This window comes from Barnesiella sp. CU968 (assembly GCF_905219685.1).
GTDB lineage: Bacteria > Bacteroidota > Bacteroidia > Bacteroidales > Muribaculaceae > Lepagella > Lepagella muris_A.
This window is the reverse complement of the sequence record NZ_CAJMXD010000025.1, coordinates 1-16,169: the sequence shown is the minus strand read 5'-3', so window position 1 is coordinate 16,169 and position 16,169 is coordinate 1. Positions and strand designations below refer to the sequence as shown.

Genomic DNA, 16,169 nt, shown 5'->3' with positions numbered 1-16,169 from the left:
GCATGGGGCGGTATGGGGACCCCGGTCATTCTGTCGCCTCCAGGTCTATCATGACTTTCATGCATTCCTCCCGGTGGTTGTCGATGCAGTCGTAAGCCTCGTTGTATTCCTTGAAACCGAAACGCTGGGTGACAAGCGGGTCTACGTTGAGACGACCGTCGGCAAGCATCCCGTCGGCAAGAAGATAATCCTCGTGCAGATACATCATCGAGCCGATAAGCCTTATCTCATGCTCGTCGAGAACCGCGAGATTCACTTCCGGATTCTTGGAGAATACGGCAACGATTACTATGTCACTGCCTTTCTCTATGTTCGCGACAAGATCCGTGATGCATTTCTGCACGCCGGATACTTCAAACGCGCATTGGAAACCCTCGTCTCCGAAAACACGTTTCACCGCATCCTCAAACGATTCCTTTGCGGTGTTGGCGGTATTTTCAAGTCCGCACTCGCGGGCTTTTTCGAGACGCAGGTCGCTGACATCGGTAATCAGCACTTTCTTCGCTCCGCGACCTTTCACAGCCTGCGCCACAAGATTCCCGATGGTGCCGGCACCGGTAACTATCACATTCTTGCCTTTGACATCGGTGCGTCCCGAGGCGTGGATACCGACTGCGCAAGGCTCCATTATCGCGATCTGTTCGTAGCTGAGGTGCGGCGCACACCTTATGATGCGGTCTTCGGGCACCACGAAATATGGCTGGGCGCACCCGGGAGCCTGAAATCCCTGCACTCTGAGCTTCTCGCATACATTGGGACGCCCGTTGCGGCAGGGACCGCATTCGCCGCAAACAAGCTGCGGACGCGCTGTCGCCTTGTCACCGGGTCTGACTGCCGTGACACCCTTGCCGACGGCAACAACCTCCGCACCGTATTCATGCCCCTGGATAACAGGATATGTTACAAACGGATGCTGACCGTGCATCACGTGTATGTCCGAACCGCACACACCGATCTTGTGTATTCTGAGAAGAATTTCGTTGTCTTTAAGGTCTTTCGCTTCCGGAGCTGGAACTTCGAAAAACTCTATGTCGTGTGGTTTTATTACTCTTGCCTGAATCATTTTGTTCGTTCTGTTTTGGTTTTGTATTTTTTTATTCTGTCATTCAACAGTTTTCTGACATCGTTCCATCTGTAATATTTTCCGTTATGGTTTTTCAGGGGCAGGGTGACCTCATGTTCGTTGAGAAGTATCTTTACGAGAACCTCACCGTCATTCTTTCTGACCGGACGGTAGAAAACCATCTGCATGTTTGCCGCCATGGGCGTTATGTCATAAAGGTTCCATGCGGCAAGCAGTTTCTCAGGGTCGTCAGGCACCTTGTCGTATCCGTCAAGGCACATGAGAGGCACAAGAGCCATGAGCACAACGTCATGACCGAACCGCAGGTCGGCTGCGCGTCCGTTCCCCGCCACGGCATTGTCGCATCGTCCGACGATGTCTTCAAGCAGAGGCACCGCGTAAGCGAGAGTCCATTTTTCGCAACCTTGATGACCTCCGAATTTGGCGATGCCTCTGAAGTTCTCGGCAACAGTCATCCAGTAAAGCTGGTCAGGGGTGTATATGTCCCACATCCGGTTTTCAGGCATTACGTTTTTCTGGTCCGATACGAGATAGAAAAGATAGAAAATGAAATTCATCTCCTCCTACTTGTTTTTGAAGACATAGTCTGTGAAAAGTGAGTCAAGAAAATCTTCCGACCCCATTTTCTCTCTTACAATCGCATGTGCGCGTCTGAGATACTCGCCGTTCCTGCAATAATCTTTGTATGCTGGATCCACCTCATTGGCGATTCCGTAGACATGGGCGAGAACAGCGGTGTTGCGGTCGGAAGCCTCGAACCCGATTTCCAGATCCGGGTTAAGCTCCTTGAGCCGCAGACAGAATGCATTCATGCTCATGACGCATCTGACAGTCATGGTTGATCTCGCGTCGATTTCAGCCCGGTTGGCGAAAACATCGGGGTAGTTGGAGAATGTTCTTTCGGCTATGCCCCGGTGTTGAAGGGTTCCCAGAGGGGAGAGACATCCTTCGATGCCGCGTGCCTGTTCGCGGGCGAGCATTACTCTTTCGAGGAGCTTACGCCCCTTGTCCGTGAGTTTCCCGGCTTTTGCGGCTCTCTCCAGAGGTTTTGTGACATTGGAATATTCCTTGTCATTGGCGAGCCATCTTGAGCCGTGGCGCCCGTAATGACTTATGTAGAAAGGTCTGTAGCCTTTCGGCGCATCGGAGATGATGCCGATGTTGTGGTCGGGATACGGATTGAAGAGACCCGCCGCCAGCTCTGGATTGGCGGCGATCTCTTCGCGTATGCCTCCGGATGCGGCTTTGCATGACCGGTTTCCTGCATGCGACAAAGGTGATGCCGCAAGGAATAAAGAAGTCAGCAGAACTGTTCCGGATTTCAGAAGATATTTCATATTCATTGTTGTCAAAGAATTTCGGGATTGAATGCGGCGGGACGTTCAAGGGTCGATTTTGTCTCTTTGCCGAAATAATCGGTCCAGCTTATTTCTACCGGCGCGTCGGGAGTAGAGGCTTTTGCGCGGAAAAGCATGAACTTGCGCGGATTGTGATAACCCTTGTTGTTCCATTCGTTGTTCCAGACAGTCGTGCGCACCATGTAGGACAACGTGTACAGAGGATTTTCCTCCTTGACCATCTCCACGGGAAGTTCCTTGCCGTTTTCGGTAATCTTCAGTTTCCCGTCCTGATCCCAAGCCCAGAGATTGACATATATGTAGTTGTCGGGAAGGTCGCTGTAGTCGGTCCATTCGGGATACATGGTGAGGAATGCGCGCATCTCCTCGTTGTTTTTGAAATAATCCTTCACACCGTTCATGTCCCATGCGTAGAACGCCCGTGCAGGGTCATATTCAAACGTCTTGTGTTCCCAAGAGATGTTGCTTCCATCGATATTGAAGAGTTCGTAAGCCACCGGAGTGCCGTCGGGACACAGGTTCTTCAGACCTGTGGCGCGGGTTCTCCACCATGCGCCGCATGTGCCGGATATGTTGTGTTCGGTGAAGTTCTGCATTTCTTCAGGAAGGCGGATCAGATTCTGCTTGTGGGAGTGTCCGCTGACAGAGTGCACGTTTTTGTAAGGTCTGAGTATGTCGAGGAGTTCGCGGGTGCTTTCATTGTCAGTGCGGATCATTATCTCGTCGTTGAGTGCGGACCAGTTTTTCTTATGATCGAATTTTTTCCATCGGAACATCGGACCGTGCATCGCCACGATTATCGGAGTGTCGTAAGAGACATTCGCGAGGTCCTTGCGCAGCCACGCAAGCTGCTCGGGAGTGAAATCCTCCTTGTAATTGCGTTTGTTGTTGATGCCGGTGTATGTCGGCGCAGGAGCCGGGTCATTGATATAATGGATGTTGTCGAGGAAAACGTAATGCACGTTGCCGATATTCTGTGAGTAATATCTCGGACCGAGAGCCTTCTGATAGGGGAGGGAAGCGTTGAAATCGGCATCGCGCCCCGGCTGCGCCTTGGGGTCGTTGTCATGGTTTCCCATGCAGCTGTAGACAGCAGTCGGGTAATTGGCGTTGTTGAGGCTTTCGCGAAATTTTGCTATAGGGTAGTTGTGTCCATACCAATAGCCATCCCATGAAGCATCGCCGAGATTCAGCGTGTACACGGGTATGCCCCGGGCGTTGAGACTCTCCACATTCCTGCGGATCACATCTGTGTAAGGTCCGGAGAATATCGACACATCATTACGCTGGTTTGCGAGATGCACGTCAGTGATGATGATTGTCGCGTGGCGGGAGTTGTCATTTTCTGTAAGGCGGAAATCGTGACGTTCGTATTTGTCAGCAGGAAGAGTGAAGTCTGCCCAGAACTGCGGCACCACATCATCGCGATATACATCGTATCCGGCAGGAGATGTAATGAACACCTGTGGATTCTGTTTTTTTGACTTGAGGTAATAGGCACCTTTTTTGTCGGTTTTTGTGAGTTCATATCCATCGGATACTACAACTCCAGGCACAGGTTTCCCTTCACATTCCACGGTGCCGGCGACGGTTACGCCTTTTCCGGGTTTCACAGGAAGCGAAGACCGGAACGTAGACTGAGCGTTCATGGCGGAGGCACATGTAAGAAGTGCCGTTAAAATGGTTAAATTTTTCATTGGTCGTTTCGTTATTATTGTTGTCGTAANGGTCAGTCCGGCAGCTGGATGTTTAAACAACTTCCGGGAACTGCAGTAAAGGTTCGTAAAGTTATAAATAAATATGTTCCCTTATTCATAGCTTCCCCCTTTCTTTCGGTTAAAGATAACAGTTTTTAATAACTCCAAAAAATGAAATTAGGTATAATGTGCTGATATGAAATAATATCACTTTTCGATTCTTAATATAGCCGAAGATATTCCGGGCATTTTCAGAGAGATGCCGTCAGCTGCCGATTTCACCTTGACATTGCCGTTGGCTATCAGTGTGACCGGCTTTTCCGCTCCGGTTAACGGCATGGAAGCGTTTGCCGCTTTCCCACCGGGATTAAGGGCAATCACATATATTTCCCTGTCGTTCTCACGAGTGTAAATCCAAGGGTATGGTCTTGCAGGGTCGCTAATTGATTTCCATTCTCCGGAGTTGGCAAGAGCCGGATGCTCATGTCGCAGTCTTATCAGCTTACGGGTGAAGTTAAGAACCGAATTGGGATCTTTCTCCTGCGCCTCTACCGTAAGTTTGCCGTTGTCGGTGAAAACCGGCAGATACAGTTTCTCGGCAGGAGCCGTAGAGAATCCGGCATTCACGGAGTTATCCCACTGCATGGGGGTTCGCGTGCCGCTGCGTTCCTCACGGGATCCCTCCACACTTGGCAATCCCTTGACATTTCTCATCATTATTTCGTCGCCATAATGGATGAAAGGAACTCCGGGCATTGTAAGGAGGAATGTCATGAAAGTCTTTATTTGGTCCGGGCTGTCGCGTCCTTCGGAGTTTAGGCGGTTGATGTCATGGTTCGCGGAGAAGAGCGAGATGTAGCCGAAATCTTTAGATTTCCGGTATTGCTCGCCATATTCCTCGACAAACTTGTCGTATGCGCCTTTGCCTGTTTTCTCGAAAAAAGCGTCTTTCCCAACTGATTTGTCTTTGACGCTTCCACGGGTAATCTGCTTGAAGCCCGGGCTTCTGTGTATTAGAAGGAAGTCCATGTCGAAGCCTCCCGGCAGCGACTGTTCCGGAACGCCCCATTCAGCGATAAGCACTTTTCCGGGATATTCGCGGTCAAGCCACTCGCGCATGTCTGCCCATAGTCTCATGGTCTCTTTTTTGTCTTTGTCGTTCTTGACGAGAGACGAAGCCATATCCACACGGAAACCGTCAACCCCGAGGTCGAACCAGTAAGCCATTATATTTTTCATTTCGCGTCTTACAGCCTTAGGTCCTGGGGCGTCAACAGGCTGCTGCCACGGTTTGGACGGATCCGGGTTCGCGAATCCGAAGTTCAGTGCCGGCTGGCAGGGATAATAATTCTTCTGATAGAAATTTCCTGTATATTTTCCATCGGACGGAGTGCCTGCCTTTGCCTCCTCTGTAGGCACCCACGGTCCCAATTTTGAAGAATCCGGATCCTCGAGAAGATAGCGTTTCCGTATGTCCGCGCTGTCTTTCGCAGAGATTTCATCGGCGAATATGTAGTAATCCGCATATCTGCCGTCCGGACCCTCTGTCGCCGCCTTGCGGAACCAGTCGGCTTTGTTTGACGTGTGTCCCGGCACAAGGTCGAGACACACCTTCAGTCCTCTTTTGTGGGCTTCATCCACAAGACGTTTTACGTCCCGGTTTGAACCGAAGCGTGGATCTACCTGATAGTAGTCGATTATGTCGTAGCCTCCGTCAAACCATGCCGACTTATAGATCGGGTTCATCCAGATGGCATCGACACCGAGACTCTTTACATAATCAAGGCGCGAGATAATGCCCGGCAGGTCACCTATGCCGTTACCGTCGGAATCCATAAACGAGGAGGGGTATATATCGTAGAAAACGGCATTGTCGATCCATTCCGGCGTAGTCTTGTGAGCCGAAGACGGGAAGCAGGCGAGAGCAATCACCGGTGCTATGGAAAACTTTTTCAATGAAAATTTCATATGTACTGTAGTTTATCTGATAAATACTTTCTTTGTTTTTGTTCCCAGTCTCATGACGTATAGTCCTTTTTCCGGTCTGGAAACCTTTATTCCGTTGATATTGTAAAACTCCGGGGGATAGCTGTATGAATCGGAATCAATGTCGAATATGGCACTCTGTTCATTCTGCGGAGTGTATCTGTCTATGCTGAAACCTTTTGGTCTTTCCATAACCTGTGTGTATACTGAACCATACTGGTCAGTGACCTTGATGGAGAGGGGAGATGTGGCATATTTAGCTGTGACAAGAAACAGATGTGAGTTCTGTGTCGGATTTCCCGAGTTGTTATGCCCCGTCTTCTCGAATCGCTGGCAGCCGTCGGAAATCATTGAGAACGGGTCGTAACCGCTGATGCGCGACACTTCAAGCGGCTTCCCGTCTTCCAAAACCTCCACTTTCCAGTTTGTGTCGTAGGCAAACACATTGATCAGTACTCTGTTCGGGATTTTGGGAGTGCCGTCTGAATTGTAGTCGGAACTGTCGAATCCGTATCCATTGGCAAGCCAGGTGTCGATATCCGCAGGGTTCTTGTATGAAGGCGCGAATCTGGAGGCTGTGATATGACAATTGTTAAGGTCATAGCAGCGGAACTGGTATCCATTGTCAAAGCCGATGCACTTGTAATATGTCTTCAGCTCCTTGCCTGAAGTGTCGAGCACCCTGTATCCCCCCGGAGAGCCGTCAGTGCAGACGCTGTTGCCATTGACGAAATATCCTGTCCACCAGAGGTTGCCCCCGATAGCTCCCACGTTATATTCTGTCATGTTAAGGTAAGAAACCGTGTAGTTGGTGTGTGCATGTCCTGTGAATACACGCACGTCTTTGAAACCTTTTACGCTGTTATAGAACTGAGAACCGTAGTTGTAACGGTATTTNGTCGGATCGGGCACATTAGGTTTCGAACACTGCGGACGATAGAACAGAGGGGCGTGCATGCATACCACAATGGGAGTGTCCATGCTGACATTGGCAAGATCTTTCCGGAGCCATTTTATAACACTTGTGGTTATGTTGCATTCGAATGTGTTTTTGCATTCGGCGTTTGTAAACTCGATATTGTCGAGCACGACATAATGTATTTCACCGATATTGAATGAATAATAAGTCGGTCCCCACTGCTCTCTGTAATCGGCGGAGGCTGCCCAGTCGCCGGCAATCTTGGGATTGTTGTCATGGTTTCCCATGCAGTTGAATATCGCGTCCGGATCGAGGAGGTTCATGCTTTCGTGAATCTCCGGTATGCCTATATTATAGGAATGCCAGTATGTGTTGTAAGACTGGTCGCCAAGAGTGATCACGTATACATCTTTGCCTTGTTTTCGGGCATTGGAGATGCTTGTGTTGATGTCACCTACGGCATGCTCCTCATATTGCCGGATGTCCTCGTTGCGTCCACACATCTGGATGTCGGCAAGAAACAGAATCGTATGGTCTGTCGCCTCGTCGCGCTCAAGTTCGAAATCAGCCTGTTCAACGGCAGAAGGTCTTTCTGTGTCTACCGTCTTGTAAAACTCCGGGTATTTTGCTTTTCGCGTGTATTTGTAACCTTTCGGGTTGCATACAAAAACGTGACCGCACTCCTTCGCCGATGCCAGATAATACCATCCGTTCTCATCGGTAAGCGTAACGTTGACGCCGTCTGATACCTGTGCGCCCTGTACCGGTTCATCGCCGCAATACACAACGCCTTTAATTGTCATTCCATCTTTGTCGGGAATGTTTCTGACAACGGCACCGAAGAGGGGAGATGCCGCCATTGCAGTCAGTATTATCGCCAGTATTGATTTCATAAGCTTTTATCTTATAATTATTTTGTCAGTATGATTGCCTCGCCTGCGGATGTATATGCCGGGAGAAAGATATTCTCTCTGTATCCTTATTCCGGTGAGTGTGTACCATTCATCGGTTACAACTTCGTCAGAAGAGTGATTTTCAATAGAAATCTCATTCACAGAGCTTGATGCGCGATATGTGGCTTTGATTTCCGTAATTGATATTTTACCCGAGGAGTTCCCTGCTTCACCCGGCTTAAGAGAGAATGAAACGAGTTTTACAGGCCAAATTGCAGCGTCAGCGGTATCAAGGTATTGTAACAGTAGATGCGGTAGTATATGAAACGGTTATTCCATCTTTCGTGTCGTTTCGTTCTTTTACCTTGACTGATGAGGTTGAAATTGACCAGTCAGAGCCATTTTCATGCAATTGCAATTCTGTAGATTTTGCAATTTCTACGGTTATATTCCGTGTTGATACTATAAGGTTAAGAGAAATGAGGAAGGGCGTGGCTGTAGTCCTGACAGACAACATCCACACCCTCGATAAGATTATTTTACAATAACTTTCTTATCATCAATTATATACAATCCGGGAGTTGTGGCATTCTCGACCTTCACGCCTTGGATAGTGTATATTCCTTTAGGAGCGGACTGAGTGTCAGATGCGATCTCATTCACGGCGGAAGTAGTAGTCTTGCCAGTGTTCTCAAATTCGAATGCATCGGCTTTCTTGCTTACAACAGGTGCTCCCGGAGCGAATGTGGGATAAAGTTCCATCTCTTCAAGGTTCTGCCCCCATACAGGATCCACATCCGAACAATTGTTCAGGAACCAGCACATTGCACCTGTTGATGCCCAGGTTTCTTCGTAGACTTTGTATACGCCGTAGTTGCCATCAACAGCCGGTTTGCTATAATCTGTCCATTTTATATTACTGTCAACAATGTTCGGGTAGAACACAGAAGGATTGGTAGCACTACCTCCAAAGAAGAAATTATATCCCCATCCATCCATCGGCTCAGACACACCAGCTATAAGTACAGTGCCGACTTTGCCGGGATTACCCGGTTTTGCATCGGCATTTGCCTGTTTTTTTACCTCGGTTATTGTGAAGCATCCGCTGCATACTGCCTTTGGTGCATGACAAGACATGCCTCCTACTGTAACGCCTCGTACAAGACCTGTGTTGTAGCAATTAGTGAATTTATAGGCGACATTTCCGTCAGACGGACCAACAAGTGCTGCAGCCCGACCTTTTCCAGTATCCGCACTGTAAGCGTGAACTTCAGCGGAAGTTCCAAGACAGGTGAATTCTGCGACACCTTCTTCGGTATCTGTGCATTGTCCAACAAATGAAGCACACTTGTCTTCACCGAAGAATGTCGAGAGATCATCGATTATTGTATTGCAGATTTTCGCACCGACACCGGCATAACCGAAAAGTGCCAGGTTTGTGCCTCCCTCAACTTCCATATTTAGAGACGAAATTGTATGGAAACATCCGTCAAAGGTGCCCTTGTAGGCAACAGCTTTTGAATTTCCTATAGGTGTGTGGGTCACGTTGTCCATGTCTATGTCTGCTGTCAGAACAGCGTTTGCAGTATTTTCTCCGCCATTTACTATAGCAGCGAATTCTTCAAGTTCGGCAGCATTGGAGATTTCATACACGCCTTCTCCGTTAGGGGTCAGAGCCAGCACCGGCATTGCTGCGAATGCCATAAATCCTAAGAATGTAAATTTTTTATTCATAATGTTTTTTGGTTTTACCGGATAGACGCGCAAGTCGTGTGCCTATCCGAGGTTAACAATTATCTATCGTGATTATTCGCTGATATATGGTCCGTGGATTGATTTGACTATGTAGCTTTCATCGCTGTCGTCAAGAACATATACATAATATTTACCATCGGGGAAGACCCTGATCACTATATGTCCGCTCCATGATTTGAAATTATTCTCAACTTCAGCAAGCGGAGCCTTGCTGCTTTCAACAATACCTGTTGTAAAGAATGAAACGTCAGGATTGGCTGCTACAAATCTTCGCATGCAGGGAATGCCGGGTTGCTCGCTCCTCCATGGATTGATCCATACCGTCTGTGGGCAAAGTTTATTCACAAGTTCCTCGCTGTTGGCGTTGGTTGAACCGTGGTGGCTCGCTTTCATTACTTCCACCTTGTTTACTACAGGTATTATACCTTCATCGGCATTGAGCCATGGAGCGGAAGATGTAGCCTCCCATTGAAGGTCTCCTGCAGTGAAAAGGTTGAATTTGCCGAAATCCATCATCAAGGCTACACTGAAAATATTCTCATCGGGACTGGCTTTGCTAATCTCAGTTTTAGATGTCGGTATGGTTCTTTTTGTATCATAACCGTTGCCCGTCCATGCATATCCGGATGCGCAAAGTATGCGAATTTTAAAGTCAGGATAGGCAGATGGATTATAACGCATCACAATCTGGTCATCATGACCGGGTTTTGCAACTTCATATATCAGACCTTTTGTATCCATGCTCCATTTCAGGAATCTCTGATAGTCTTTTATTCTATCATCAGTTCCCATGTTTATTGGAAGTGTATAGCCTCGGTCTATGATTTTTGTAAAATTAAGCAGAGTTCCGAGTTTTGCGATACCGTTCATATAGAAATTTCCTTCGGTATGTTTGGGAAAGTCTGCGTATTCCTCATATTTTTCAGGCCAAGAACCCATATGGTCTTCGTGAGTATGGGAATTGAGATAGTAATCTACATTCTCGCCACGCGGGTTGAAATGTTTAATATAATTGGCTATTATATCTGCACTTGAGATATGCCATCCCGGTCTTGCCGGAGTTACTGTCCCAACTCCTTTTTTAGTGCAAATCTCTTCTGTGACCAAAGAACCGGCGGCATCAATAAGCATGGATGTTCCGTCCGGAAAGATGTAGAAATTTGATTCACCTCTGCCCGTGCTTATGGAATGAATCTCAAAAGTGCCGTTTTGCCATAGTGGCATCTGTGAGCCGATTTTCACTTCGACTGCCGGTGCACCAGGGATAATAATTGCGTTTCCTCCATCGGAAGAATCCGAACAGGAAACAGTGGCTAAAATCAAGCCGATCGCAGTGGCTGCGCATAGATTGTTTGTCATTGGTTTCATTTGATAAAGTAAGTTAGCCTAAAAATCTTTTACCTTAAGATATTACCTGTGTTATTTTTAATGGGGTAAACAGTGTCTGCGGTTTCCATAAACCGCAGACACTGCAAGATGTCAATATCCGGGGTTCTGAATCATTCCAGGAATCAATGTCACATCGGAAAGTGGGAGAGGAAGAAGATACCCTTTTGCCGGATCAAATTTACGTTCCATGGTTTTGCGGAATTTTGCTTTAGAGTCGACAAGGGGCTGAAGATTTACAAGACCGTTTTCTTCGATTACCGGAAGCGCATCGGAGGGGAAGTAGTAATCACCGCTCTTGATGTTTTTCTGAAGTTGCGCTTTTGCCGGAAGGTCTATCACCGGGCGGTTAATCGCAATATCGCAAAGTCTCCATCGCATCAGGTCAAACCATCTGCGGTTCTCCCATGCAAATTCCATGCGACGTTCAGAACGTAGCTGGAAACGAAGTTCATCCTGATTGGTCGTTGTAACCGCAGGATAGAGAGAAGTGTTGGAGCGGGTGGTTTTGTATGCTCTTGAGCGAACGTCATTAATGGCATCAAGCACGCTCTGGTCAATTTCATTCATCTCTATTTTTGCTTCAGCATACATCAGAAGTACATCCGCATAGCGCATGATTATAGCGTTTGGATCAGCTTTTTTGTCGCTTAGCCACGCTTCTGTAACACCTTTTTTAAGAATTAGTCCGGTCCATGAAGCAAGAGTCTGAACGAGCTGTGAATCGTTGTTGTTAACTTGCTTACCTGTATTCACATTCAATACTTTGTTTTTTGACGGATCCCATTCAAAGCCGAGGAATTCTGTGCCGAATTCAACGGTAGTATATCCTAAGCGTGGATCGCGGTTGCGGAAAGGGTTCTGGCGGTCAAAAAGAGGAGATTTGTCGATAGGAAGGCCATCAGAACAAAGGAATGCGCAAAAGAGTTCAAGGGATGGAACCGCAAGAGATTTGCCGGAGTTATTCCTTGGAAGGAAAGAACTCATTGTAATAAGGTCATTATGCAGTTCGCGTGATCTTGGAATCATGAATACGAATTCGTCAGAAGCATAAGTGTCGATGTAGAACATCTTTTCGAAATTGGGATCAAGCTTGTATGTACCCAGTTCCATACATGCTTTTGCTGCCTGTGCCGCTACGGGATAATCAAGCATCCAAGAAGCTGTGCGTGCCTTAAAGGCATGAGCGGTAGCTTTTTTTACGCGGACGTTGCCGGTAGATGTCTCGGGGAGGAGTTCAGTAGCTTTGTCGAAGTCTTCGTAAATTCGTTTAATCACTTCAGACTGTTTCTCACGTCCCATTGCATATGCCTGATCTATTGTGATGTAATCAGTATAATAAGGGATATCACCATACAGGAACGTCAGGTATGAGTAAAAGCATGCCCTGAACATTCTTGCCTCGCCTTCGAATCTGTCAAGTTGTTTTTCAGACAGTTTCCCACGCTGTTTCTCAACGTTTGCGATTATGGCGTTACACCTTGTAATGGCTTTGTATGTATTGAGCCACATTGTTTTTACATATCCTGTTGTCGACATCAGAGCGCCAGTACTCCATTCATAGCCGTGACCTTGCTGTTCCCAGTCATCAGTCCAGCGGTCAGTATGCCATGCGCGGTTACATTCCCAATACCAGAGGTCAAGACGGTAAAGGTCATTCGCAGCGAATTCAAATTCCTCTATATTTGAGAACCAAGTCTCGGAAGATGCGTCTGCCGGCGGATTCAAATCAAGATCCGCACACGCCGTGCAGCCGATCATTACGGCAGCAGCCGATAATAAAGAATATATATACTTTTTCATGTTGTTTCAGATTTTGATTTGGTTAGAACGAAACTGCCACGCCGAAATTCCATGTGCGTGCGATATAGCTTGAACCGGTGTCTGTAGTCTCCGGATCCCATCCCTGCGGATAGCGGTCGATAGAGAACGGGTCGGAAACAGATGCGAACACACGGAGAGAGTTGAGTTTCAGTTTCTTGGTGATGTTCGGCTGGAAAGAGTAGCCGAGTGTTATGTTCTTGCAGCGGAAGTAACCTCCGTTGAACATCTAGAAGTCAGAGACCTGTGAGTTGTTTCCGCTTGAGCCGTCAATAGCCATATCTGATAATCTCGGATATTTGGCAGCGAGATTCTGTTCAGGAGTGTTGTAGTAGCTCCACGAAGTACCTATAACTTCACCGGTAAACTGTGTCCAGCCGGCAGCGTGTCTCTGATAAAGCATGGCGCGGGAAAGCATTTTATTCTGTTTGCCGATACCATTGAATGCAGCTGACATTTCAAAACCTTTCCATCCTAAAGCGATTTGTGCTCCATAGATAAGACGTGGTTGTGAAGAACCGAGCACAACGCGGTCATACTGTGCGCTTATCGCACCGTCAGGCAAACCCTCGGAACCGTTTACATCAAGATATTTAATGTCGCCTACAGTAGTGTTGGCGTTCAGCACGGGACTGTTTGCAAGGTCTTCGGCATTCTGATACAGACCGTTTGATTTAAATCCATACCATGACATATACTCTGCACCTTCCATTGTGATGGTGCCACCGCTTTCCTGCTGTTTCCCGGACATGTTACCCATGACAGAACGATAATCGGAGAGGTTGAAGTTTACAGAATATGAGAAATCGCCAATGTTGTCACGCCATCCGAGCTGAAGATCCCAGCCTTTGGTAGTCATGTCGCCTGCATTCTGTTTAGGATTGTCATAGCCCATGAATATAGGGAGCTGTATCGACAGAAGCATGTCTTTGGTTTTCTTCCAGTACCAGTCGAATGTCAGGTTAAGTCTGGAATTGAGGAATGTGGCGTCAAGACCTACGTCCCAGCTGTGGGTCGTTTCCCATGTTATGTCTGGAATGTTGTAATCGCGCTGAGATGCAGTCAGGACAGAAACCGGTTTGCCGGAACCGTCTACCATTACCGGGTGTGAGAATGTCATGCTCGCCTGATATGGATAATTACCGATTCTTTCGTTACCGAGAGTACCGTAGGAGCCGCGAAGTTTAAGGAATGTGAGAATTCTCGGGTCTACATCGCGTAAGAAACTCTCTTCGCTCATTACCCACCCGACGGATGCGGAAGGGAAGAAGCCTGTGCGATATTTGCGTGCGAATCTTGAAGATCGGTCCCAGCGTGCGTTGAACTGTGCCATGTAGCGTCCCTTGTAGGAATAATTTATACGCCCGAAAATTGAACGGTAGGCATTCTGAGTTTCTGAGCCGTCAACGCTGAGATTGTTTGTGTTTGCGTTCGTAAGATAGAAATAATCAGACAACTCCATTGCATCAGATGCTGCTTCCAATGGGTTTGAGCTTGCTTCATAATCCTCATAGCCGAGCATGAAGTCTGTGCGGTGATCTTCGGCGAATGTCTTGTTGTAATTGATAAAGAGCTGTTTTGTGCCCCATGTGTTGAGATTTCTGTTTTCAGTGAGTTTGTTAAGAGAGAATCCACTCGCGTAACCGGCAGGCTCATCGGGATTATCGGCAGTGTAGTAGCTGACTTTTTTTACATAAGATTTTTTTCGGGTGAAAAGCATTCCGGGTGCCCACACGCCGCTTATGGAAAGACCTTCGAAAGGGGTGATGATAACAGATAGTTTTGCACCCAGACGGTCTGTCCACTGATTGTTGCGTCCGCCTTCGTTCATAGTTGCCCAGGGGTTGCTGCTGTTATGACCCGCGGCATATGTTCCATTAGAGTTCACCGCAGGATCAAGAGGAGTCATATAAAGCGTCGCGGCAAGAGGATTGGTCTGAGGCTGATGTGTGATACCACGGCGGTAATAGGCATCAAGTCCGAACTGCAGCCATTTGGTGACTTTAAAGTTGTTGTTTACACGTGCTGTGAGTCTCTGGTAATCACGTCCTTCGTAGAGAGCTTCCGTGTATTCATATCCTAATGAAACCTTTGTCTGTACAACCTTGTTGCCGTAAGATACCTTGAGGTCATGCTTTGTTGTGGGTGCGGTTTTGCGAGTCATCAGGTCACGCCAGTCTGTAATCGGATACTCATCAGGATTCAAGGCGTTGTTTGAAAGATAGGAATCTATGTAATCCTTAGGATATGCAGAGTATTCCTGACCTTCCTGATTGCCGCCATCGTTCCATTTGAGTTCGTTGTACATGTTCATATAGTCGATTGCTCCAACGGGTTTGGGAGTCTCAGTAGACTGCACGAATCCGACAGTACCTTGATATTCGACCTTAGCCTTGCCCTCTTTTGCTTTTTTAGTGGTTATGAGTATAACCCCGGCTGCGGCGCGTGCTCCGTAGATTGAAGCAGAGGCTGCGTCTTTAAGCACCGAAATGCTTTCGATGTCGGAGGAGTTTACCGATTCCATTGAATCTGGTATACCGTCTACGATCACAAGCGGGTCGGAATCACCGATAGATGTGATTCCTCGCACACGGATAGTTGCCTCGGCACCGGGCATGCCGCTTGTGCGGCTCACATAGATACCGGGCATAGAACCTTGCAGAGACTGCGACACCGAAGATGCACGCATGTCTTCAAGCTTGCTGCCGGAAACGTTTGTGACAGCTCCGGTAAGGTCAGCTTTCTTCATTGTGCCGTAACCAACTACGACCATTTCGTCAAGAGTGTTCGCCTCTTCCTGCATCACGATTGTGAGATTGTCGGATGCGGCGACCTTGATTATCTGTTTCTGGAAACCGACATATGTTACCTGTAGGGTATCGCCGGGTTTAGCCTTGATTGAGAACTTTCCGTCAATGTCTGTGACAGCAGCGGTGTTTGTTCCCTTGACCATAATTGTTGCGCCGATGAGCGGCTCTCCCGATGGCTCGGTTACGATTCCGCTTATATTCTTCTGCTGAGCAGCTGCCGGGAGTGCGAGCAGGAATACGGAAATCAAAAATAGAGCGATTCTGTTCATAAGCTCTTGAATTGAGTTGTTTTTGGTGTTAGTTTCATTAGTTTTGGGATAGGGCGCATCCGCTGCCGCTCCCGAGGTTAACCATTGCAAATATAGGGCAGTATTCCTCACTAAATTGTGTAATTCTGCTACTTTAAAATATGGATGTAAGGTTTATCTCTGTGATAAAGAATTGAATGTAAATTTTGTAT

General features: G+C 47.6%; 12 protein-coding genes. 1 reads left to right on the top strand and 11 read right to left on the bottom strand.

Annotation, left to right across the window (positions count from 1 at the left end):
• Nucleotides 1–25 precede the first annotated feature (25 nt).
• The 6 genes from JX312_RS02110 to JX312_RS02085 all read right to left on the bottom strand — a co-directional run bounded on the left by JX312_RS02110 (nt 26) and on the right by JX312_RS02085 (nt 7,937).
• Nucleotides 26–1,063: a zinc-binding dehydrogenase gene (locus JX312_RS02110; protein ID WP_204456851.1), complete on the bottom strand. Its 1,038-nt coding sequence runs from the start codon at nt 1,061–1,063 to the stop codon at nt 26–28.
• A complete protein-coding gene (locus JX312_RS02105; RefSeq protein WP_204456850.1) occupies nt 1,060–1,641 on the bottom strand; it encodes a hypothetical protein in 582 nt (193 codons plus the stop codon). The genes JX312_RS02110 and JX312_RS02105 overlap by 4 nt, the downstream gene beginning before the upstream one ends.
• 6 nt (nt 1,642–1,647) lie before the next feature.
• On the bottom strand, nt 1,648–2,421 hold the full coding sequence (locus JX312_RS02100; RefSeq protein ID WP_204456848.1) for a hypothetical protein: 774 nt from the start codon (nt 2,419–2,421) through the stop codon (nt 1,648–1,650).
• Between the two features lie 11 nt (nt 2,422–2,432).
• The gene (locus JX312_RS02095) at nt 2,433–4,139 is read right to left on the bottom strand and encodes a calcineurin-like phosphoesterase family protein (protein ID WP_204456847.1); all 1,707 of its coding nucleotides are present in this window, start codon (nt 4,137–4,139) and stop codon (nt 2,433–2,435) included.
• Nucleotides 4,140–4,346: 207 nt separating this feature from the next.
• A complete protein-coding gene (locus tag JX312_RS02090; protein ID WP_124031183.1) occupies nt 4,347–6,107 on the bottom strand; it encodes an alpha-amylase family glycosyl hydrolase in 1,761 nt (586 codons plus the stop codon).
• A 12-nt stretch (nt 6,108–6,119) separates the two neighbouring features.
• Nucleotides 6,120–7,937 carry a calcineurin-like phosphoesterase family protein gene (locus JX312_RS02085; RefSeq protein ID WP_204456845.1) on the bottom strand — a complete coding sequence of 606 codons (1,818 nt, stop codon included), beginning with the start codon at nt 7,935–7,937 and terminating at the stop codon, nt 6,120–6,122.
• A 248-nt stretch (nt 7,938–8,185) separates the two neighbouring features.
• Here JX312_RS02085 and JX312_RS02080 point away from each other — a divergent pair, with 248 nt between their 5' ends.
• Nucleotides 8,186–8,485 (top strand): hypothetical protein, encoded by a 300-nt coding sequence (locus JX312_RS02080; RefSeq protein ID WP_123405240.1) that lies wholly within the window; start codon nt 8,186–8,188, stop codon nt 8,483–8,485.
• Here JX312_RS02080 and JX312_RS02075 read toward each other — a convergent pair.
• The 5 genes from JX312_RS02075 to JX312_RS02055 all read right to left on the bottom strand — a co-directional run bounded on the left by JX312_RS02075 (nt 8,472) and on the right by JX312_RS02055 (nt 15,978).
• Entirely contained in the window at nt 8,472–9,671 is a 1,200-nt protein-coding gene (locus JX312_RS02075; RefSeq protein ID WP_204456843.1) for a hypothetical protein, read from the bottom strand. The two genes, JX312_RS02080 and JX312_RS02075, sit on opposite strands and share 14 nt — an antisense overlap.
• Before the next feature lie 72 nt (nt 9,672–9,743).
• Nucleotides 9,744–11,060 (bottom strand): hypothetical protein, encoded by a 1,317-nt coding sequence (locus JX312_RS02070; protein WP_148061992.1) that lies wholly within the window; start codon nt 11,058–11,060, stop codon nt 9,744–9,746.
• 111 nt (nt 11,061–11,171) lie between these two features.
• Complete coding sequence (locus JX312_RS02065) at nt 11,172–12,881, bottom strand: RagB/SusD family nutrient uptake outer membrane protein (protein ID WP_123405246.1); 1,710 nt, start codon at nt 12,879–12,881, stop codon at nt 11,172–11,174.
• A gap of 22 nt (nt 12,882–12,903) precedes the next feature.
• Nucleotides 12,904–13,128 (bottom strand): hypothetical protein, encoded by a 225-nt coding sequence (locus JX312_RS02060; protein WP_204456841.1) that lies wholly within the window; start codon nt 13,126–13,128, stop codon nt 12,904–12,906.
• Complete coding sequence (locus JX312_RS02055; protein WP_204456840.1) at nt 13,129–15,978, bottom strand: TonB-dependent receptor; 2,850 nt, start codon at nt 15,976–15,978, stop codon at nt 13,129–13,131.
• Nucleotides 15,979–16,169 lie beyond the last annotated feature (191 nt).